The organism is Microbacterium nymphoidis (assembly GCF_021044885.1).
GTDB classification, from domain to species: domain Bacteria; phylum Actinomycetota; class Actinomycetes; order Actinomycetales; family Microbacteriaceae; genus Microbacterium; species Microbacterium nymphoidis.
Genome location: NZ_JAJNOD010000009.1, coordinates 1 through 21271, shown reverse-complemented (window position 1 = coordinate 21271; position 21271 = coordinate 1). Strand labels below are relative to the sequence as shown.

Here is a 21271-nt window from a genome sequence, read left to right as displayed (position 1 = left end):
AACTCGGATACGGTTTCGATACGCACAGCACACCACGGACCACCGACATTGGCGTTTTCGCCCGAAGGAGCAAGGACATGAGCGAGGCATCCGGCCCCGACACCACGCTGGAGAGCGGCCCCGCGACAGGCTCCGATCGCCCCGTGGAGAGCACCGGTCGCGCGGGAACGCGGCGCCGTCGCAGCCTGAGCGAGAAGCAGCTCGCCATTCTGGAGGTCATCCAGCGCTCCATCGCACGCAACGGCTATCCGCCGAGCATGCGCGAGATCGGGGACGCCGTGGGCCTCAAATCCCTCTCCAGCGTCACGCACCAGCTCGGCCAGCTCGAGCTCAGCGGCTACCTGCGACGCGACCCCGGCAAGACGCGTGCGATGGAGGTCCTGATCGACCTTCCCGGCACCGCTGCCGAGAATCCCGCTGACGCCATGACACCGGTCGGAGACGCCGCGCTCGTGCCGCTGGTCGGGCAGATCGCAGCGGGTGTGCCGATCACCGCGGAGCAGCAGGTGGAGGAGATCTTCCCGCTGCCGCGACAGCTGGTGGGCAAGGGCGAGCTGTTCATGCTGAAGGTGAACGGCGAGTCGATGATCGACGCCGCGATCTGCGACGGCGACTGGGTGGTGGTGCGCGTGCAGAACGACGCGGACAACGGTGACATCGTGGCGGCGATGCTGGATGGCGAGGCGACGGTCAAGACCTTCCGTCGTCGTGACGGTCACACCTGGCTGCTCCCCCGCAACACGGCGTTCGAGCCCATCCTCGGCGACGAGGCCACGGTCCTGGGCAAGGTCGTGGCGGTGCTGCGCGCCGTCTGATCCTCCTCACCAATGCCAGAGGGCCCCGGATCCGAGATCCGGGGCCCTCTGGCGTTGTCAGCTCAGGCGCTGATGCCGGCGCGGACGTTCTTCGTGGCCGCCACGAGGTTGCGCAGCGACTCGACCGTCTCGTCATAGCCACGCGTCTTCAGACCGCAGTCCGGGTTCGCCCACACCAGCTGGTGCGGCAGCGCGTCCACCGCACGCTGCAGGATCGCCTGCTGCTCGTCCACCGAGGGAACACGCGGCGAGTGGATGTCCCACACCCCGGGTCCGACGCCGTGCGGGAAGCCGGAGTCGCGGATGTCGTCGATCACGTCGCCGCGGCTGCGAGCGGCCTCGATCGAGGTGACATCGGCGTCCAGCGCGGTGATCGCGTCGATGACGACGGAGAACTCGGAGTAACACAGGTGCGTGTGGATCTGCGTGGCGTTTCGCGCGCCCGCGGTCGCGAGCCGGAACGATCCGACCGACCAGTCGAGGTACGCCGCCTGGTCGTCCGCCTTCAGCGGCAGGAGCTCGCGAAGAGCGGGCTCGTCCACCTGGATGATCTGGATCCCGGCGTTCTCCAGGTCGGCGATCTCGTCCCGCAGCGCCAGGCCCACCTGGTTCGCGGTCTCGGCCAGCGGCTGGTCATCGCGCACGAAGGACCACGCCAGGATCGTCACCGGGCCGGTGAGCATGCCCTTGACGTGCTTCTGGCTGAGCGACTGCGCATACTCGGCCCAGCGCACCGTCATCGGCGCCGGACGGGAGACGTCGCCCCAGAGGATCGACGGGCGCGTGGCACGGGAGCCGTACGACTGCACCCAGCCGTTCTGGGTGACCGCGAAGCCATCGAGCAGCTCGGCGAAGTACTGCACCATGTCGTTGCGCTCGGCCTCGCCGTGCACCAGCACGTCGATGTCGAGGTCGTGCTGCAGATCGATCACACGGGAGATCTCCTCGCGCAGGAATCCCTCGTAGGCGGCGTCATCGATCTCGCCCTTGGCGTGCGCGGCACGAGCACGGCGGATGTCACCGGTCTGCGGGAACGATCCGATGGTCGTGGTGGGGAGCACGGGAAGCCCGAGTGCGGCGGTCTGCTCGGCGACGCGCTCCTCTTCGTTGCCGCGCTCGAAATCAGCGGCAGCAAGGGACGCGGTGCGGGCGCGTACGGCATCGACGCGCACGCCCGGTGCCGCGGCGCGATCCGCCAGCGCCGCGGTCGCGGCCTCCAGATCGGCGGCGATCGCCTCACGGCCATCCACCAGACCGCGCGCCAGGACGACGACCTGCTCGACCTTCTGGTCGGCAAATGCCAGCCAGGAGCGCAGTCGCTCATCCAGCTGCGCCTCATCCGCCACGTCGTGCGGCACGTGCTGCAGGGAGGTGGACGTTCCCACCGAGACCTGAGCCGCGCCGAGGCCGCGGGCGGCCTCGAGCTTGTCGAACGCGGCCGCGAGATCGCCGCGCCAGATGTTGCGTCCGTCGACGACACCGGCTACGAGAACCTTGCTGTCCAGGCCAGAAGCCGATGCCGGCAGCGATCCGCGGGTGAGATCGATCGCGAGAGCCTCGATCGGAGCGGCGGCCAGCACGCTCCATGCCTGGGCGGACAGCTGCGCGTATCCGGCGGCGACGAGGATCTGCGGACGATCGGCCGCGGCACCGAGCACCGCGTAGGCGCGCTCGGCGGCGGCCGCCAGCTCGGCGTCCGCATACGGCAGGCTCTGGCTGACCAGCGCGGGCTCATCGAGCTGCACCCAGTCGGCACCGGCGGCGCGCAGGGATGCGAGAAGCTCGACGTAGACCGGAAGCACGTCCTCCAGCCGATCGAGCGGACGGTAGTCCGAGCCGGCCTCGTCGGAGGCCTTGGCCAGAGCGAGGAAGGTGACGGGGCCGACCAGCACGGGGCGGGTGGTGAAGCCATCCGCACGCGCCTCGGCCACCTGCTGGGCGAAGCGGCCGGACGACAGCGAGAACGCCGTCTCGGGGCCGATCTCCGGCACGAGGTAGTGGTAGTTGGTGTCGAACCACTTGGTCATCTCGAGCGGGGCGTGCTCACCCACGCCGCGCGCCGCGGTGAACAGGGCGTCGAGGCCGAACGAGCCGTCCGCGCCGCGGAGGTTCTGGAAGCGCGTGGGCAACGCGCCGAGCGCCACGGACAGGTCGAGCACCTGGTCGTAGTACGAGAAGGACTCGGGGATGGAGGAGTCGGTGCGACCGAGACCGAGGTCGGCGAGGCGACGACGGGTGGCGGCGCGCAGTTCTGCGGCCGTGCTCTCCAGCTCATCGGCACTGCTCTTTCCCGCCCAGTGCGCCTCCACTGCTCGCTTGAGCTCGCGGCGGCGTCCGATGCGCGGGTAGCCGAGGATCGTCCCGGCGGGGAAAGCGGTCATCGTGCAGTCTCCTTATGTGAGGTGAGGATGCCGGCCTCGCGGAGCACCGCGAGGACCGTGTCGTGATTGTTGAACGCATAGAGATGGACCCCGGGGGCGCCGCCGTCGACCACGGCACGCGCGAGCTGTGCGGCGTAGGCGACGCCGAGCTCGCGCTGGCCCTCGGGAGTCGGCTCGATCTCGAGGCCGACGGTCAGCTCGCCCGGGATGTCCTCACCGGTGAGCTCGAGCACCCGGCGCAGCCGCTGTGGGGATGTGATCGGCATGATGCCGGGAAGGATCGGGATGGTGACGCCGGCCTCACGGGCGCGGCTGACGAATCCGAGGTAGTCCTCCGGGTGGAAGAAGAGCTGGGTGATGGCCAGCGTCGCACCGGCCGCCTGCTTGGCCAGCAATGCGTCGATATGCTCGCGCGGAAACCGGGACCGCGGATGGCCGTTGGGGAATGCGGCAACGGCGATGTCGACCCGTTCCCGCGGATCGACGCGAGCCGCTCCCGGAAGACCCGGCAGGTCGGCCTCCACGTAGGGGGCACGCTCCGCCTGGACGCGATCGATCAGCTGCACGAGCTGCGCGGCGGATTCCAGATCCCCCTCGAACGCATCCGCCTCGCTCATCCCGGCGGGAAGGTCACCGCGCAGGGCCAGGAAGCTGCGGATGTCGGCATCCAGGAACTCACGGATGAGCGTAGCGGCGCCGGTGTAGGTGTTGCCCACGCAGGTGAGGTGTGCCAGCGGCTCGACCGCGGTGTGCTGGCGGATGTACTTCAGGACCTCGAGAGACCGTCCGCCGACGGACCCTCCCGCACCGTAGGTGACCGAGATGAACCGGGGACCTGCCGCCGCGAGGGCCTGGATGGTGGTCTGCAGGGCCTCCCGCGACTGCTCAGAGCGCGGCGGGTACAGCTCGAAGGAGAACGGTACGGAGGAGGTGGTACAGGACATCGGTCAATCTCGGTGAATGGGGACGGATGGCGGGCCCCCTCCGCGCCGTCGCTGGACTCCGCGGCGGTGGGTCAAAGATAGGTCACGATCACAGGGGCATCGAAATGGGTGTGACGCCGTGTGTCAGCGGTGTGACGCCGTGTGTCGGCACGCTGTTGTGCCGCAGCTTCGCACCCCCGCCAGCGGGCGATGTCGGCACCGCCGAGTAGGGTCGAGTCATGAGCGAGACCCTCCCCTACGGAACCTGGCCGTCGATCATCACCGCGGCTGACGTCGCCGCCGCGGCGCCCCGGTACGACGGAGCCGCGTTTGTCGGTAACGAGGTGTGGTGGGCACAATCCATTCCGTCGGAGGGCGGACGCATGGCGGTCTTCCGGGACGGTGCCGACACTCCCCTCCTCCCGGCACCGTGGAGCGCCGGCTCCCGCGTGCACGAGTACGGCGGCGGCGCATGGGCGGCGGACGAGGTGGGTCAGCTGTTCTTCGTCGAGAAGAGCGATCAGCGGGTGTACCGGCTCGCCGCGGGCGGCGATGAGCCGACTCCGCTGACGCCGATCGACCCTGCTGCGCGCTTCGGAGGGCTGCGCCTCCAGCGCGGCCGCCTGCTCGCCGTGCGTGAAGTGCACACCTCCTCCCCCGTTCCGGAGCGGGACGTGGTGGACATCCCACTCGACGGCTCGGCGGTGGACGATCCCGCTGCAGTGACCTCGCTCGCCGCCGGCAGCGACTTCGTCGCCTGCCCCACCATCAGCCCCGACGGCACCCGTCTAGCCTGGATCGCCTGGAGCCACCCGTCCATGCCCTGGGACGCCGCCGAGGCGCGCGTCGGCATCCTCGGTGCCGACGGCGTGCACGATGTCCGCACCGTGTCGCGCACGTGCGCCACACAGGTCGCCTGGACAGCGGCAGGCTCGCTGCTGTTCACCGATGACCCGACCGGACGCTGGAACCTGTACCTCACGTCGCCGGACGACGACGCGCCGCGCCCCGTCGCACCGGCGGATGCCGATACCGGCGGTCCGCTCTGGGTGCTCGGCTCGCGGTGGTTCGCCGCGCTGGATGACGGGCGCATCGTCGCGGTTCGCACCAACGGCACGGACGAGCTCGTGCTCATCACGGGCGACCATGTTCAGAGGGTGCCCCTCCCTCTCACCAGCGACGTCCACATCGAGGACGTCGACGGGTCCCGGATCCTGGTGTCCGGGAGCAGCGCCACCATTCCCACCGGATTCTGGGTGATCGACGTGGATGAGAACACGGCGCCACAGCGGGTCGCCGGCGGTGTGCTCCCCTGGGACCCTTCCTGGCTGCCGGTGTCGCGTCAGGTCAGCTTCTCCGGCGAGCGCGGCGAGATCCACGCCTTCGACTATCCCCCGACCCATCCCAGCGCGACGGCGCCGGCCGGAGAGCGGCCTCCGTACGTGGTGCTGGCACACGGCGGTCCGACATCCCACGTGTCCGGCGGCGTGTCGTCGGTGATCGCGTACTTCACGAGCCGCGGAATCGGCGTGCTGGACGTGAACTACGGCGGATCGACCGGCTACGGGCGAGCCTACCGTGAGCGTCTCGCGGGGGCCTGGGGCATCGTCGACATCGACGACGTATTGAACGCGGCCTCGTCGTTCGCCGCGACCGGCGCGGCCGATCCCGAACGGCTGGCCGTGAAGGGGGGCTCCGCCGGCGGCCTCACGGTGTACGGCGCGCTGGAGCGCGGCACCACCTTCTCGGCGGGTATCAGCCGGTACGGCGTCGCCGACCTGCGTACACTCGCCACGGACACCCACGACTTCGAGGCCCGCTACCTCGACGGGCTGATCGGCCGGTTCCCCGACGACGAGGACGTCTACATCGAACGCTCTCCGCTCACACACGCCGATCGCATCGCCGCCCCCGTGCTGATCCTGCAGGGAGCCGATGATCCGGTGGTGCCACCGTCCCAGTCCGAGATGATCCGCGATGCTCTCGCCGAACGCGGTGTCCCGCACGCGTATGTCCTCTACCCCGGTGAGTCCCACGGCTTCCGCAGTCGCGAAACGGTGATCGATGCCACCGAGCGTGAACTGGCATTCCTCGCCGCCGCGTGGGGCTTCGATCCCGACGGCATCGCTCCGCTGAGTTTCGACTGAGATCCAACGACGAAACGGACGGCGCCCGGAAGGAGGCACCGTCCGTTTCGTCCGGGTTACTTCGACGTTCCCTGTGACACGGAACCCTGCAGCTGGCGCTGGAACAGGATGTAGACGATGAGCACGGGGATGATCGTGATCATCACGGCCGCGAACATCTGACCGAAGTCCAGGGCGTAGCCCGCCGAGGACGCATACGATGCCATGCCCTGCGAGAGCACGTAGTTGTCCTTATTCGTGTTCAGCGAGATCGGCAGCAGGAACTGGTTCCACAGGCCGAGGAAGTTCATGATCGCGACCGCCGCCATGCCGGGCTTGGCCATGGGGAGCATCACCTGGAAGAACGTGCGCCATTCACTGGCGCCGTCGACGTAGGCCGCCTCCTGGATCTCGTACGGCAGCGACTTGAAGAACGAGAACAGGAAGAACACCGTGAACGGGAGCGCGAAGGCCACATAGGTGATGATCAGACCGGGCAGCGTGTTCAGCAGTCCCATGCCCTGCAGGATGAAGAACAGCGGCACGATCGCGAGGAACACCGGGAAGGTGAGACCCGCGAGCATCAGGTAGTAGATCACCCGGCTTCCCGGCAGCTCGAAACGCGCCAGCACATACGCGCACATCGCGCCGAGCACCATGACGAGCACCAGCGAGACGCCCACGACGATGACGGTGTTGATGAACATCCGGCCGAACGCGTTGTCGACCCAGGCGCTGACGTAGTTGTCGAAGTTCCAGTTGGCCGGCAGACCGAACGGCGACGCGAAGATCTCCTTCGTCGTCTTGAACGAGCCGATGAGGGTCCACACCATCGGAAGGATCACGACCAGAGACCACAGCGCCATCACGATGTGAGAGGCGCCCCCGACCACCTTGTCGCCGGCGGTGGACTTCACGGTCCGCACCGGCGGCTGGGCGCGGGACTTGCGGTTGATCGTCACGGAGGCACGGGTGTCCTCGCTCATGAGCGATCTCCTTCATCCCGGCCGGCGAAGAGACGGAACAGACCGATGATCAGGGCGGCGAACAGCAGCGTGATCACGGCGAGCACGATGCCCATCGCAGTCGCGAGGCCGAACTGCCCCTTCTCGAACGCCGTGCGGAACAGGTACTGGCTCATCACCAGCGTGCTGTTGCCTGGGCCACCGGTGGAGTTCAGGCCGGCCATGTACACGAACGCGTCGAGCGCCATGATGCCGAGGTAGATGTACGCCGTCTGCACGTTGTCGCGCATCTGCGGCAGCAGGATCGATCGCACGGTCCGCCAGCGGCCGGCACCGTCGATGCGGGCGGCCTCCAGCGTCTCCGCAGGAATGCCCTTGATGGCGGCGATGAACAGGATCATGTAGAACCCGACCATGCTCCACACGATGACGAAGATGGTCGCGCCCATCGCGGTGCGTTCGTCACCGAGCCAGGAGAACTGGTGGGTGTCGATGCCCACGAGTCCGAGCAGACCGTTGAACAGCCCCGTGGGGGCGTAGATCATGTTCCACAGGATCGCAATCACGATCGCCGGGATCACGTACGGGAAGAACGAGATCACGCGGTAGAAGCTGGAGCCCTTGAGCCCGCGCACCTGGCCGTGGCTGGGTCCGCCCACCGTGATCATGCTCGCAAAGATGAGGGCGATGACGATGGTGATCAGCGGCACGATCAGGGCGAGCACGATGTTGTTCAGCATCGCGCGCATGAAGATCGGGTCGTTGAAGAGGGTGACGAAGTTCTGGATCCCGGTGAACTGCATGTTCGGCGAGAAGCCGGTCCAGTTGGTCATGCCGTAGTACAGGGCCTGCACGAACGGCGAGATGACGAAGATCAGGAAGATCGCCAGCGGCACCCCGAGGAAGACCACCAGGAAGGAGACGAAGTCGAACGTCAGCTTGCGCCGCCCCAGGCGGGGCGGCTTGCGCCGCCCCGCCCGAGCTGTGGTGACCGCGGCCGTCGCCAGGGCCGGTCCACCGCTGACGGTGGAATTGCTCACTTGATCTCGATCTTCTCGACAGAACTGTCGTTGCGGACCTTGTCGACCAGCGCCTGCAGCTGCTTGGTGATCTCCTCGACCGTCATCTTGCCGTCCAGGAACGAGTTCCAGATGGGCAGCTGGTCGGAGTTCATGCCGTACAGGTTCGTCGACTTGATGGTGAACATGCCCGAGCCCGCGGCGTCGATCATCTCGACCTGAGACACCAGCGCGGTGGAGCCGAAACCGTCATCGGGCACCGTGCCCTTGACGACGGTGGGAGCGAGCTTCTCCTTGGAGAACGCGGCAGCCGCCTCCTTCGACAGCATGGTGCGCAGCAGCTCCTTGCCGCCGGCGGGGTTCTTGCTGTTGCTGGGCACCACGAACGGCTCGCCGGCCTCGGCGCGCATGTACCCGGGAGGGGTGGTGGCCTTGTCGTCCCACGGCAGCTCGCGCACGCCCTTCATCTGGAAGTTGTCGGCCGTGGTCTTCTTCATCTCGTTCTCGATCCACGAGCCCGAGGGGTACAGCAACGCCTCCTGGTCGAGGCTCCACTGCGACTGCGCCTGCGTGAACTGCGTGCCGCCGCCACCGGGCTTGACGTAGCCCGCCTGGATCAGCGCGTAGAACTCGGTGAGGATCGCCTGCAGTGTGGGGTGGGACCAGCAGTTCTCGGCGAGGTTCTCGAGGGGAAGACGCACGTCGTCTCCCGACTGGATGACAGCGGAGTCGATGACGAAGGTCTGGTAGTAGGTCGCGGCCTCCTTGCCCCACAGGAAGAGGTACTTGCCCTTCTCCTTCGCGGCGGCACCGAGCGCCTTGAGGTCCTGCCAGGTCTTGGGCGGCTCCCAGCCGTTCTCCTCGAACAGCGATGCGGAATACCACAGGCCGTACGTCGTGAACACGTAGTTCAGTGCAGCGAACTTGTCGCCGAACGTGCCCGGGGCCTTCACACCATCGAACAGCGTGTCTGCGATCTTCTCGCCCTCGAGGTTGTTGGCCTCCAGCACCTCGCTGAGGTCTTCCAGCTGGTCGAGGATGGTGTTCCAGCCGATGGAGTTGGCGCCCGAGTTGTCGATGAGGTCCGGCGGGTTGCCACCGACGAAACGCGGCTGCAGCTCCTGCGCGATCTTCGTCGAGGCCGAGACCTTCACGCTGACGCCGGACAGGCCCTTGTTGCCCTCCATGATCTTCGCGGCGTTCTCGACGTAGTCCACGCCGTAGCCACCATCGAAGATGACCGCGTCGACGGTGGAGTCCGCGGCGACACCGAACGGGTTGTCGGCGGTGACCTCACCGGCCGGGGTGGTGGCCCCGCCGCCGCCGGTGCTGCCACCGGGAGCAGCGCACGAGGCGAGGGTCATGCCGAACGGCACCAGAACCGCTGCGGCTGCCGCACCACGCAGCACAGTGCGACGACTGATGGACGCTTCGTTGAGTTCCATCTTCCTACCTTCCATGGTGATGTGATGTTGACCGGAGGGGGAAATTCCGGTCAGGTCCCCCGTCGGATGCGCCCACGGTACAGGGCTTCCAACGCGGAGTTGTGCTCATCGCCGCCGGGAATGTTGGCGGAGATGTAGACAGGGGGAACCTCACCGCGGGCCGCGATCGTGCGGGCCACGCCGAGGGTGAGGGACTGGGCGATGAACGCTCCGGTCATGGAGGAGACGGCTCCCACACGGACATCGTCATTGATGTCGAGAGTGGTGTCGCCGTACGGGGCCAGGTTGTCGATGACGACATCGGCGATCTCGCTCAGCCGCTTGCCGCTGGGGTGTTTCGGCTGCACACGCGCGGTGTGCTCGAGGCTCGTCACCGCGATGACACGGTGACCGCGTTCCTTCGCCCACAGCGCTGTGCCCACGATGGATCCGTTCACGCCGGAGTTGGAGGCGATGAGGAACACATCGTGCTCTCCCACCGGAACGGTCTGCATGAGCTCGTCGACGAGTGAGGGCTCCCGCTCCAGCGTCGCGGTGAGCTCCGAGGTCTGGCGGTTGCCGTGAAGGACCAGGTCGGTGAGCGAGAAGCTGTTCGTGGGGATGAGGCCACCCGCACGGCCGGCGATCTCCATCGCGAAGGCCTGCGAATGTCCCGTGCCGAAGGCCTGAAGCACTCCGCCCGCATCGAGAGCCTCGACCATGTACGCCACGGCGGTATCGAGCGCGCCGGCATCCGCATCGGCGGCGAGCCGCTCCAGGCGGGTGGTCGTCTCCCGGAGGAGGTCGGCGGCAGTGACCGTCATCGTGTCATCTCCTCGGGGTTGTGCACCGACAATACCGCGCCGGTGACCAGCGCAACACCCCGAACGTTTGCGCTATCATTTCGAACCTTCGTCGGTCTCGGCATGATCGTCACCTGCTCCCCGGTACTCTCACAGGCAAACTATGCGCATGCGGCGCAAACGTCAAACAGCACGTCGTCACGAATGAGTCACGAATGAGTCACGAACCTCTGGTCCTCGGCATCGACGCCGGCGGCACCTCGACACGCGCCCTGCTCAGCAACAGCCGCGGTGACAGCCTCGGGTTCGGGGCTGGCGGGCGCGGAAATCCCGTATCTGCGGGAGCTCAGCGCGCCGCGACCGGTGTGCTCACCGCGGTGGAGGCGGCGCTCGCCACCAGCGGCGCATCCCTCGCCGAGATCCCCGTCATCGTGGCCGCGATGGCGGGGATGCAGTCCTCCGCGAACGCGGACTGGCTGCTCGGCCCGCTCACCGAACGCGGCTTCCGCGGAACCCTGACGTTCGAGGCGGATCTCCTGGCCATCTACTTCAGCGGCGCGGCCGCCGCAGCGGGATACGCGATGGTGTCCGGCACCGGCGCCTGCATGATCCGGGTGGAGGACGGCGACGTCGCCGGAACCGCCGACGGACTCGGCTGGTTGCTGGGAGATCGCGGCAGCGGCTTCTGGATCGGCCAGCAGGTGATCCGTGCCGTGGCAGAAGACCTCGACGGCACCGGAGCAGGCACGTCGCTGACGCGGCGGGTGCTGGAGCACTACGACCTGGCGACGACGCCGGCGACGAGAGAGGGGCGCCCGGAGGCGCTGTGGCGCCTGGTGGCGACCGCCTATGATCGGGCACCGATCGAGCTCGCCGCTCTCACACCGGCCGCCTTCGATGCCGCCCAGGAGAACGACGCGGTCGCGATCGGCATCCTCCGGGAGGCGGGCCAGCAGCTGGCGCGCTCCTTGCGTGCGATCCTGCGAGCACCCGGACCACTGGTGATCGGGGGCAGCGTGCTCTCACGCGCCGGGGTGGTGCGGGATGCGTTCCTCGCGACGCTCGGCGAGGCGGCCGATGCTCTGGTACTCCGGAACGTCGGCGATGGCGCCGTCGGAGCCGCGATGCTCGCGCTGCGGGCCCACGGCACCGCCCCGGATGAGACGGTCCGGGAGCGACTGACCGCGACGCTGCAACGATTCCGGTGAGGTCGACGATTCCGGTGAGGTCGCGGGCCGGCACCCTGGCAGGTGCCGGCCGGCGACATCACACGGCGTAGGGGCGAAGCTCCGCCGCGAGACGTTCGCCCACGTGGGCGTGGACGAGCGTTCCCGCTTCCTGATGCTCCGACGAGAGCAGGAAGCCGGTCTCATGAATGGCGGAGACCAGATCACCGCGGTCGTATGGAACCACCGCGGTGATCTCGACCGCCGGCAGCGGCAGTGCGGCCTCGACCGCGGCGCGCAGCTCCGCAATGCCCTCGCCCGTGCGCGAGGACACGAAGAACGCCTGCGGCTGCAGGCCGCGCAGCACGAGCCGGGTGTCGTCGTCCACCAGATCGGCCTTGTTGAAGACCACGATCTCGTGCGCGTCCCGCGCACCCACATCGGCCATCACGTCCCGCACCGTCTGCAGCTGGGCCGCCGGGTCCGGGTGCGCAGCATCCACGACGTGCAGGACGACATCGGCGTCGCCGACCTCTTCCAGTGTGGAGCGGAAGGCCTCCACCAGCTGGTGCGGAAGGTTGCGCACAAAGCCCACGGTGTCGGTCAGCGTGAAGATCCGCCCGTCCGCCGTCTCGCTGCGCCGAGTGGTGGCATCGAGAGTGGCGAACAGGGCGTTCTCCACGAGCACGCCCGCGCCGGTGAGCTTGTTGAGCAGACTCGACTTGCCCGCGTTGGTGTAGCCCGCGATCGCGACCGACGGGATGGTGTTGCGGCGACGTTCCGCACGTTTGGCCTCACGAGCGGGCTTGAAGTCGGCGATCTGCTTGCGCAGCAGCGCCATCTTCGTGCGGATGCGCCGCCGGTCGAGTTCGATCTTGGTCTCACCGGGACCACGCGACCCCATACCGGCGCCGCCGGCGCCCACCTGGCCTCCGGCCTGGCGGGACATGGAGTCACCCCACCCGCGCAAGCGCGGGAGGAGGTACTCGAGCTGAGCGAGCTCGACCTGCGCCTTGCCCTCCCGGCTCTTCGCGTGCTGGCTGAAGATATCGAGGATGACGGTTGTCCGGTCGATCACCTTGACCTTGACGACGTCCTCCAGCGCACGACGCTGCGAGGGCGCGAGTTCGGAGTCGGCGATCACGGTGTCGGCACCGAGAGCCGCGACGATGTCGCGCAGTTCCTGGGCCTTGCCGCGACCGATGTAGGTGGCCGGGTCCGGGTGGGGCCTGCGCTGCAGCAGGCCGTCGAGCACGATGGCGCCTGCGGTCTCGGCCAGCGCAGACAGCTCACGCAGGGAGTTCTCTGCCTCCTCGGCCGACCCCTGCGGGTAGACGCCGACGAGCACGACGTTCTCCAGCCGCAGCTGGCGGTACTCGACCTCGGTGACGTCCTCCAGCTCGGTGGACAGTCCTGCCACACGGCGAAGCGCGTGACGCTCCTCGAGGTCCCACTGCTCGCCGTCGGCGCTTCCGTGGCCGGCGGTGGCATCGTCCTGGAGTGCCTGCGCCGCGCCGAACACGCGGACACCGGATCGGGCATCTGCGTTTGCGAGCACGCGCTCCACCGGGTCGGTGCCGTCGAACTCTGCGGCGTCGTCGAATCGGTCGTCGTTGGGGGTGTTGTTCATGTGTCCTTTCGGGGGCGACCGCCATCGTCGGCGGGCGCGGATCAGTAAAGCCTAACCTCCGCAGCGACGGTCGCTGCGGTAATGTGGCTCCTCATGGCAAGCGACCACTACTTCAGCTCGGAGCCCTCCAGCGCCGAGAGGCCGCGCCGTATCACCGTGACGCTGGCTGGCCGCTCTGTGGAACTCAACACCGCAGGCGGCACTTTCAGTCCCGACCACCTGGACACCGGCACCGCGGTGCTCCTCTCGCACACCCCGCCACCGCCGCCCGGGGGCGACTTCCTCGACCTCGGCTGCGGTTGGGGCCCCATCGCGCTCACCATGGCCATGCTCTCCCCGCACGCGCGTATCTGGGCCGTCGACGTCAACCAGCGATCCCTGGAGCTGACGCGGCGAAACGCAGCGGAGCTGGGGTTGGACAACGTCACCGCGGTCACGCCGGACGAGGTTCCCGATGACGTGACGTTCCGCACGATCTGGTCGAATCCCCCGATCCGGGTGGGCAAGAACGAACTGCACGGACTGCTGCAGCGATGGATCCCACGCCTGGACGAGCGCAGCGACGGCTGGTTCGTTGTTGCGCGCAACCTCGGTTCGGATTCACTGCAGCGATGGCTCGCGGCGGAGTTCCCGTCGGGCTACAGCGTTCACCGCGCGGCGACGAGCAAGGGCTTCCGCGTGCTGCGTGTGCGACGCCACGGTTCCACCCCCACCGACTCGATCGTTCTGCCCTGACCCGACCGGAACATGCGCGCCTCTTGACGGATCGAGCGTCGCGCGCAGACTGGAATGATGGGCGAACTCGACACACGGATCCGGCACTACTACACCGACCTGTTCGACGAGGACGCCCGCCTGACCACCCGCTCACCCCAGGGCCCCCTGGAGTTTGATCGCACACAGGCGCTGCTGGCTGCCGCGATCGCCGACGGCTCCCGCGTGCTGGACATCGGCGGGGGCACGGGGCATCATGCGCGCGCCCTCGCTGAGCGCGGCTGCATCGTCGAGATGCTCGATCCCGTTCCCGCACACGTGAAGACGGCAGCCTCCCAGGGCGTGCGCGCGAGCGTGGGCGATGCCCGCGCCCTCGACTATCCGGATGACTCCTTCGATGCCGCGATCTTGCTGGGGCCGCTGTACCACCTGGATCGCGCCGGCCGCGAACGGGCACTCACCGAAGCCGTGCGTGTGACCCGCCCCGGAGGCGTCATCGCCGCCGTCGGACTCTCGCGCTGGGTGGCCTTCCAGCGGGCCGCCTCCGGCGACGGCCCGCTGAGCGCGGAAGCGCTGGACGTGCTCCGGCACGGGCGGCCCCTCCGTGGCCAGCGTTTCCCCGCCGCGCACTTCCACACGGCGAACGAGCTGGCGGCGGAGCTTGCGCGCGCGGGCATCGACCAGGTGGTCGTCCATGGCGTCGAGGGACCGGTCGGCACCCTTCTGGAGTCCGTCAGCGCCGAGGATGCCCTCGCCGTCGCGGAGTCCGCACGCCTGATCGCCGAACTCGCGGACGACGTTCCCGCGCTGCGCGACCAGAGCGTGCACCTGTTGGCCATCGGTGTCGTGGACTGAGCCACGGCGCCGCGCGGTCAGTCGGCGAGCGAGATCTGTCCGGTGTAGACGAGCTGGGCGGGGCCCGACAGGGCGACGTGCTCGCCATCCTGCGTGGGGAACATGCGCACGGCCAGCGTGCCGCCGGGCACGTCCACGCGCCAGTGGTGGGGTGCCAGTGCGCCGGCCCAGTGACGCACCGCCAGGGCAGCAGCCGCGGTGCCGGTCCCACAGCTCAGGGTCTCCCCCACACCGCGCTCGAACACGCGCATCCGGATCTGACCGATGCCGTCCTGAACGAGCGGATCGGACGGAACGACGAATTCGACGTTGGCCCCCTCCGGCAGGGCGGGATCCAGGATGGGGATCACCGACAGATCCAGGGCCTCGAGCTCGGCGATCGAGCTGAGTGCGACCACGACATGCGGGTTGCCGACGTCGATGCCCAGCGCCGGTCGCGCCACGTCCAGTCCACGAGCGCGCACCAGCGGATCATCGCCGGAGAGCTTCCACCGGCCCAGATCGACCTGGAATCCCTGCGCACTCGCCGTGAGGTCACGAACGCCGGCCCGGGTTCCGATCGGCAGGGTCGATCCGGCTGGAAGCTGGGCGAGCCCGGATTCCAGCAGGTACTTGGCGAACACGCGGGTCCCGTTGCCGCACATCTGCGCCTTCGAGCCATCAGCGTTGCGGTAGTCCATGAACCACTCGGCCTCGGGCTCCTCCGCGAGGCTCGCGGCACCCTCGGCGATGGCACGCGATCGCACCACGCGCAGCAGTCCATCCGCACCGATGCCGAAGTTGCGGTCGCACATCGCCGCGACCTGGTCGTCGCTGAGGTCGAGTTCTCCGTCGGGGTCGGCGACGATCACGAAGTCGTTGCCGGTGCCGTGGCCTTTGGTGAACGCGATGGTGGGCATGCCTCCATCCTACGGAGCAGGCGCACCGGCATCGCCCTCAGGAGTCGGCGATCAGGCGCTTCGCGGCGTTGTGAACCTGGAACGGCTCGTATCCGTTCGTCGCATAGAAGTCCAGCACGCCTTCGTTGCCCTCGCGGACCATCAGGTTCACCTTCGGGCAGCCGAGGGCGATCAGCAGTTCCTCGGCACGTGCGATGAGGGCCGCGGCGACCCCCTCCCCCCGGCGGTCCGGGTCGGTGCCGACGTAGTACAGCCACCCGCGGTGACCGTCGTAGCCGGCCATGGTGGTGCCGATGACGCGATCGCCGTCCACGGCGACCAGGAACAGCTCCGGCTGGACGGTGAGCTTTCGGGCGATGTCGGCGCGGGCGTCGTTCCACGGGCGGGTGAGACCGCACGCGTCCCAGAGGGCGACGACCTGATCGGTATCGGCGGGCTGAAAGGCACGGACGTGATGAGGCACTCCCCCATCCTCTCTGAACCACCCGCGCGCCCGCGAGTCCTCCGCGCGCGGGTGACCATCAGCGCACCGCGGCGATGACCGCCCGCAGGCGGACGCCTCGCGTCAGGTGGCGAGGATGCGGGCTGAACGCACTCGCGCACGGTAGGCGGCGGCCTTGGCCCGGTTGCCACACGACTGCATCGAGCACCATTCGCGGCGATGTCCACGCGAGCGGTCGAGGTAGATCGTGGTGCACTCCGGACGGGAGCACTCCCGCAGCAGTGCACCCTCCTCGCCGCCGACGATCTCGATGGCCTCGCGCGCGAGGTCGGCCAGACACGCGGTGGGGTCGCCGTCGCGCACCACTCCCCGTGCCGTGAGCGCGGGCGACACCGGAGGGTCCTGGGCGCGCGCGTTCACGACGGCGAGAGCGCCCTCCGGAATCGAAGCGCCGTTCAGGCGATGCCAGAACACCGTGTAGAGAGCCTCACGCAGCTCGATGGCCGCGGCAAGATCGGCGTCGTCGGTCACCCGACCCGAGGTGCGCACTCCCGACTCCAGCCACCACGAATCCAGAGACCCGGCATCCGTGAGGAACTCGTAGGGCTGCTCCTCGCGACGGGCGCGCAGGGTCGCGACGAAGTCCAGCACGCGCGTGCCGCAGGGGAACTCGTGATTCACGTAACCATCTTGACAGGTGACGATGGGTGCGGCAAGCTCGTCACCAGTTCAACCGGTTACCTTCGTCAGCCGGAGTCTGAGAGGAAAACATGTCCACGCAGCCCTACGTCGCCGTCGCCACCTCCACGGGAGACGGACGCGACGGCCACGTCGAAACCAGCGACGCCGTCCTCGCGCTCGACCTCAGCATGCCGGGTACCGGTCGCGCCGGCACCAACCCCGAGCAGTTGTTCGCCGCCGGGTGGTCGGCGTGCTTCCACTCCGCGATGAAGCTTGTCGCGCGCCGTCAGGGACTGACCCTGACGGACTCCGCCGTCGTCGCCGAGGTCACGCTGAACCTGGACCCCGAGGCCGGACCGTCGCTGAGCGCGGCCCTTCACGCGGAAGTGTCGGGAATCGACCAGGAGGCCGCGGACGCGCTCGTCGCCGCCGCCCACCAGGTGTGCCCCTACTCCAAGGCCACTCGCGGGAACATCCCCGTCACCATCGACGCGACCGTCGCCTGAGACAACGCGGACCGGCTCCCTCTCCGCCCGGTGAGGGAGCCGGCTGCTGTCTCGCACAGGGGCACGCAGCCGCTCCAGAGCACGCATCGCGGGTTCTCGATCCTGCAGCGAATCGCCTACGCTCATCGCCGTCGATCGGAGACGTGCCCGAGCGATCACCGCCTCCCCGGGCGGCCGGCGAACATCCGCTGCACATCGCCCCTCACCACGCGTCCCGCCGTCCCGGCCAGGCCATGCACCCGCCGCCCATCGGGGACGGTCGGCATCGGTCCGTCAGCCCGTGACGAGGGCGCCGGTCCGCCCGCTCACCCGGAGAAGGCGCCGTCTCCACGAATCGGCTGCCGATGAGAGGCCGGATTCGTCACAGGACGGCGGAGGGGCGGGTCTGCGATGGATCGATCCACTCGGCATCCGCGTAGCGGCGGAACCAGGACACCTGCCGACGCGCATAGCGGCGCGTCAGGGCCTGTGTCTCGGCGATGGCCTCGTGCTCGGTCATCGTGCCGTCGAGCTGGGCGAACGCCTGCGCGTAGCCGATGGCGCGCGCCGCCGTCGTCCCCGGCTCCAGACCGGCCTCTCGCAGGCTGCTCACCTCCGCCAGGAGTCCCTGCTGCCACATCCGCTCGACGCGCGCGTCCAGCCGGAGGACGAGCTCCTCCCGCGGTGCGGACAGGGCGAGGATGCGGTGCGGCGCCCACGGCACCGGCGCCTCCGGCAGGGCAGCACCATGCGTGCTCTCCCCAAGCTCCAGGATCTCCAGCGCCCGGATGACCCGGCGACCGTTGCGCGCATCGATGCGCGCTGCCGTGGCGGGATCGAGGGTCCGCAGCCGCTCGAACAGCACGCCCGGTCCCTGCGCCTCGAGCTCGCACTCCAGGCGGGCCCGCAGGGCCTCGTCGCGTGGCGGGAAGCGGAAGTCCCATAGCACGCTGGAGACATAGAGCCCGGACCCGCCGACGAGGACGGCGTCATGGCCGCGGCTCCAGATCTCCGAGATCGCCTCGCGCGCGGCCTGCTGATACCACGCGACGGCAGCGTCCTCCCCCGGCTCCAGAACGTCGATCAGGTGATGCACGATGCCGCGGCGTTCGTCGACGGGCAGCTTCGCCGTGGCGATGTCCATGCCCCGGTAGAGCTGCATCGCATCGGCCCCGACGATCTCGGCGTCGCGACCCCGTTCCCGCAGCGTCTCGACGAGATCCAGCGCGAACTCGCTCTTGCCCGTCCCGGTCGCGCCGACGACGGCGAACAGGCCGGGAACGGCCGTCACGCCTGGGGACGCAATCCGGGAAGCCCGAGCCCGATCACGCGCTTCCCGTCAGCCGACAGTGAGGCCGGTGCCGGCACACCACACGACTCCGCTTGCGCCCGATCCCAGGCGTCGCCCGCACGGGTTCGGCGAAGGCGCAGCGGCTGCCCGGCGGGGGCGTCCGCGATCAGGTAGTGCGGGGCGGCGCGCGTGATCGTCACGGTCACGACATCGCCGGGACGCGGAGTCTCGGCACCGTCCGGGAGCGTGAAGTGGACCAGCCGGTTGTCCTCCGCACGGCCGGACAGGCGGCGGGTGGCGGCGTCCTTCTTGCCTTCGCCGGTGGAGACGAGGACGTGGACGTCCTGGCCGACCAGTTTCTCGTTCTCCTCCAGGCTGATGCGCTCCTGAAGGGCGATGAGCCGGTCGTACCGGTCCTGGACCACGGCCTTGGGCACCTGGTCCTCCATCGTGGCAGCCGGAGTGCCCTCGCGGATCGAGTACTGGAAAGTGAAGGCGCTGGCGAAGCGGGACTGCTCCACCACCCGCATGGTCTCCAGGAAGTCCTCCTCCGTCTCACCGGGGAAGCCGACGATGATGTCGGTGGTGATCGCCGCGTTGGGGATCTTCGCCCGCACCCGGTCGAGAATGCCGAGGAACCTCTCCGAGCGGTAGGAACGTCGCATCGCCTTGAGGATGCGGTCGGAGCCCGACTGCAGCGGCATGTGCAGCTGAGGCATGACCGCGGGAGTCTCCGCCATGGCATCGATCACGTCGTCGGTGAACGCCGCCGGATGAGGGCTCGTGAAGCGGATGCGTTCGAGACCCTCGATCTCGCCCGCCGCGCGCAGCAGCTTGCCGAAGGCCTGGCGGTCGCCGAATTCAACGCCGTAGGAGTTGACGTTCTGTCCGAGGAGCGTGACTTCGATCGCGCCGTCGTCCACGATCAGCTTGATCTCGCTGAGGATGTCGCCAGGTCGACGGTCCTTCTCCTTGCCGCGCAGGCTCGGCACGATGCAGAACGTGCAGGTGTTGTTGCAGCCGACCGAGATCGACACCCATCCGGCGTACGAGCTGTCGCGCTTGGTCGGCAGTGTGGACGGGAACACCTCCAGCGACTCGAGGATCTCCACCTCCGCCTCGTGATTGTGTGCCGCACGCTCCAGCAGGCCGGGGAGCGAGCCCATGTTGTGCGTGCCGAAGACGACGTCCACGTACGGGGCCTTGTCGACCACGGCCTGCTTGTCCATCTGCGCGAGGCATCCGCCGACCGCGATCTGCATGCCGTCGCGCCGGCGCTTCACCGAGGCGAGGTGTCCCAGCGTGCCGTAGAGCTTCGACGACGCGTTCTCGCGCACCGCGCAGGTGTTGATGACGACGACATCGGCCTCCTCGCCGAACTCCGCCTTCACGTAGCCGGCGCTCTCGAGCGAACCGGACAGGCGCTCGGAGTCGTGCACGTTCATCTGACAGCCGAGAGTGCGCACCTCGTAGGTGCGGGCGGTCCCATCCGGGCGCAGCGCCGAGGGCGATGCGGGGATGATCGTCGGGGCATTCGAAGGCGAAGACATGATTCCGCCATTCTACGATCCGTCGCCGGCCTCGGCGCCGTCCCCCGGCCTCGGCGCCGCGCCCTGCCTCTTCACCGCGTCTGGGGCATCAGAGGAGGACAGGGAGCACCGCGTCATCCGTCGCGTCTGCAGCACCCCCATCCCGCCGCCCCTTGCGCGACGACGTCCGGCAGGGCTGAATGGACGGGTGCCCGTCGCCCGGTTGTTCGTGGAGGGCCGCAGCGACGTCGCCGCGGTGGTCGCGCTGGCACGCTCCCAGAACGTTTCCCTGGCGGCGGTGGAGGTCGTCTCGCTCGAGGGCATCACGAATGTGCGTCGTGAGTTGCGAGCGCAGCACGATGGCGCACGGACCGCGGTGCTGTGCGATGCCGGAGAGACCGGATTCGTGACGCGCGCGCTCGCCGCCGACGATCTCCCCAGACTTCCGCCCGTACGTGTCTTCGTCTGCGACCGGGATCTCGAGGAAGAGCTCATCCGCGCACTCGGGGCACGGCGCGCGGCCGAGGTGGTGCGCCAGGTGGGTATCGGCGACAGCTTCGACCGGATGTCACGGCAGCCGCAGTGGCGTGATGAACCCGTCGCCGCCCAGCTGCGACGGTTCGCCGGTGCGGGGGCGGGCCGCAAGGAGCTTCTCGCAGCAGCCTGGGCGACCGCTCTTCCGGCGGACGCGGTACCGCGCCCGCTGGCGGATGCCGTGGCATGGCTGCGCGCGACGCCCTAGCCGCGCGTGCGCGGGCCGCCTGGTTCCGGCGCATGTCCGCGAACGCTCTCCGGTCCGCCCCATCAGCGTCTCCAGAACACGGGACGGCGACAGGTGCCCGCCCGCGCTCGGCGTCTGACAGGGCTTCGAGAACGGGCACGCACGTCTGATACCGCCCCGGCACCGCCAGCGACAGCGACAGCGACAGTGACAGTGACAGTGACAGTGACAGTGACAGTGACAGTGACAGTGACAGTGACAGTGACAGTGACAGTGACAGCGACAGCGACAGCGACAGCGACAGCGACAGCGACAGCGACAGCGACAGCGACAGCGACAGCGACAGCGACAGCGACAGCGACAGCGACAGCGACAGCGACAGCGACAGCGACAGCGACAGCG

The 21271-nt window shown here is 68.7% G+C and carries 19 protein-coding genes; 7 read left to right on the top strand and 12 right to left on the bottom strand.

Annotated elements, in window-relative coordinates; translation table 11 throughout:
* The first annotated feature begins 77 nt into the window (after nt 1-77).
* Nucleotides 78-815, top strand: coding sequence for a transcriptional repressor LexA (gene lexA / locus LQ566_RS17205; RefSeq protein WP_231093018.1), 738 nt, complete (start codon nt 78-80; stop codon nt 813-815).
* A gap of 62 nt (nt 816-877) precedes the next feature.
* Here the strand turns inward: lexA and metE are convergent, their stop codons facing one another.
* Complete coding sequence (metE, locus tag LQ566_RS17200; RefSeq protein WP_231093017.1) at nt 878-3196, bottom strand: 5-methyltetrahydropteroyltriglutamate--homocysteine S-methyltransferase; 2319 nt, start codon at nt 3194-3196, stop codon at nt 878-880.
* Nucleotides 3193-4140 (bottom strand): methylenetetrahydrofolate reductase, encoded by a 948-nt coding sequence (locus LQ566_RS17195; protein WP_231093016.1) that lies wholly within the window; start codon nt 4138-4140, stop codon nt 3193-3195. Before LQ566_RS17195 ends, metE begins: the two co-directional genes overlap by 4 nt.
* A 218-nt stretch (nt 4141-4358) precedes the next feature.
* Between LQ566_RS17195 and LQ566_RS17190 the strand changes: the two genes are divergently transcribed.
* A complete protein-coding gene (locus tag LQ566_RS17190; RefSeq protein WP_231093015.1) occupies nt 4359-6266 on the top strand; it encodes a prolyl oligopeptidase family serine peptidase in 1908 nt (635 codons plus the stop codon).
* A 56-nt stretch (nt 6267-6322) separates the two neighbouring features.
* On the opposite strand, the gene LQ566_RS17185 is transcribed toward LQ566_RS17190, so the two are convergent.
* Genes LQ566_RS17185 through LQ566_RS17170 form a run of 4 tightly spaced genes read right to left on the bottom strand, consistent with a single transcriptional unit; the run spans nt 6323 to nt 10477 of the window.
* Nucleotides 6323-7231 (bottom strand): carbohydrate ABC transporter permease, encoded by a 909-nt coding sequence (locus LQ566_RS17185; RefSeq protein WP_231093014.1) that lies wholly within the window; start codon nt 7229-7231, stop codon nt 6323-6325.
* Entirely contained in the window at nt 7228-8250 is a 1023-nt protein-coding gene (locus LQ566_RS17180; protein WP_231093013.1) for a carbohydrate ABC transporter permease, read from the bottom strand. Before LQ566_RS17180 ends, LQ566_RS17185 begins: the two co-directional genes overlap by 4 nt.
* On the bottom strand, nt 8247-9674 hold the full coding sequence (ngcE, locus tag LQ566_RS17175) for an N-acetylglucosamine/diacetylchitobiose ABC transporter substrate-binding protein (protein ID WP_231093012.1): 1428 nt from the start codon (nt 9672-9674) through the stop codon (nt 8247-8249). The genes LQ566_RS17180 and ngcE overlap by 4 nt, the downstream gene beginning before the upstream one ends.
* 50 nt (nt 9675-9724) lie before the next feature.
* Nucleotides 9725-10477: a sugar isomerase domain-containing protein gene (locus LQ566_RS17170; protein WP_231093011.1), complete on the bottom strand. Its 753-nt coding sequence runs from the start codon at nt 10475-10477 to the stop codon at nt 9725-9727.
* Nucleotides 10478-10671: 194 nt separating this feature from the next.
* On the opposite strand from LQ566_RS17170, the gene LQ566_RS17165 reads away from it, so the two are divergent.
* On the top strand, nt 10672-11664 hold the full coding sequence (locus tag LQ566_RS17165) for an N-acetylglucosamine kinase (protein WP_231093010.1): 993 nt from the start codon (nt 10672-10674) through the stop codon (nt 11662-11664).
* Between the two features lie 58 nt (nt 11665-11722).
* Here the strand turns inward: LQ566_RS17165 and hflX are convergent, their stop codons facing one another.
* The gene (hflX, locus tag LQ566_RS17160) at nt 11723-13252 is read right to left on the bottom strand and encodes a GTPase HflX (RefSeq protein ID WP_231093009.1); all 1530 of its coding nucleotides are present in this window, start codon (nt 13250-13252) and stop codon (nt 11723-11725) included.
* A 93-nt stretch (nt 13253-13345) separates the two neighbouring features.
* Here hflX and LQ566_RS17155 point away from each other — a divergent pair, with 93 nt between their 5' ends.
* Both LQ566_RS17155 and LQ566_RS17150 read left to right on the top strand, forming a co-directional pair.
* Nucleotides 13346-13987: a class I SAM-dependent methyltransferase gene (locus tag LQ566_RS17155; RefSeq protein WP_231093008.1), complete on the top strand. Its 642-nt coding sequence runs from the start codon at nt 13346-13348 to the stop codon at nt 13985-13987.
* Between the two features lie 57 nt (nt 13988-14044).
* On the top strand, nt 14045-14821 hold the full coding sequence (locus tag LQ566_RS17150; RefSeq protein WP_231093007.1) for a class I SAM-dependent methyltransferase: 777 nt from the start codon (nt 14045-14047) through the stop codon (nt 14819-14821).
* Between the two features lie 17 nt (nt 14822-14838).
* Here the strand turns inward: LQ566_RS17150 and dapF are convergent, their stop codons facing one another.
* From dapF to LQ566_RS17135, 3 genes are all read right to left on the bottom strand, one after another.
* Nucleotides 14839-15720, bottom strand: a complete 882-nt coding sequence (gene dapF, locus LQ566_RS17145) for a diaminopimelate epimerase (RefSeq protein WP_231093006.1) — start codon at nt 15718-15720, stop codon at nt 14839-14841.
* 37 nt (nt 15721-15757) lie between these two features.
* Complete coding sequence (locus LQ566_RS17140) at nt 15758-16183, bottom strand: GNAT family acetyltransferase (RefSeq protein ID WP_231093005.1); 426 nt, start codon at nt 16181-16183, stop codon at nt 15758-15760.
* A 102-nt stretch (nt 16184-16285) separates the two neighbouring features.
* Nucleotides 16286-16843 carry a CGNR zinc finger domain-containing protein gene (locus LQ566_RS17135; protein WP_231093004.1) on the bottom strand — a complete coding sequence of 186 codons (558 nt, stop codon included), beginning with the start codon at nt 16841-16843 and terminating at the stop codon, nt 16286-16288.
* Between the two features lie 89 nt (nt 16844-16932).
* Here LQ566_RS17135 and LQ566_RS17130 point away from each other — a divergent pair, with 89 nt between their 5' ends.
* On the top strand, nt 16933-17349 hold the full coding sequence (locus tag LQ566_RS17130; RefSeq protein ID WP_231093003.1) for an organic hydroperoxide resistance protein: 417 nt from the start codon (nt 16933-16935) through the stop codon (nt 17347-17349).
* 361 nt (nt 17350-17710) lie between these two features.
* Here the strand turns inward: LQ566_RS17130 and miaA are convergent, their stop codons facing one another.
* Together miaA and miaB are read right to left on the bottom strand one after the other, a co-directional pair.
* Complete coding sequence (gene miaA, locus LQ566_RS17125; RefSeq protein WP_231093002.1) at nt 17711-18619, bottom strand: tRNA (adenosine(37)-N6)-dimethylallyltransferase MiaA; 909 nt, start codon at nt 18617-18619, stop codon at nt 17711-17713.
* Nucleotides 18616-20169 (bottom strand): tRNA (N6-isopentenyl adenosine(37)-C2)-methylthiotransferase MiaB, encoded by a 1554-nt coding sequence (gene miaB / locus LQ566_RS17120; protein WP_231093001.1) that lies wholly within the window; start codon nt 20167-20169, stop codon nt 18616-18618. Before miaB ends, miaA begins: the two co-directional genes overlap by 4 nt.
* Between miaB and LQ566_RS17115 the strand changes: the two genes are divergently transcribed.
* A complete protein-coding gene (locus tag LQ566_RS17115) occupies nt 20168-20890 on the top strand; it encodes a hypothetical protein (protein ID WP_231093000.1) in 723 nt (240 codons plus the stop codon). The genes miaB and LQ566_RS17115 overlap by 2 nt on opposite strands.
* The last annotated feature ends 381 nt before the right edge of the window (nt 20891-21271 follow it).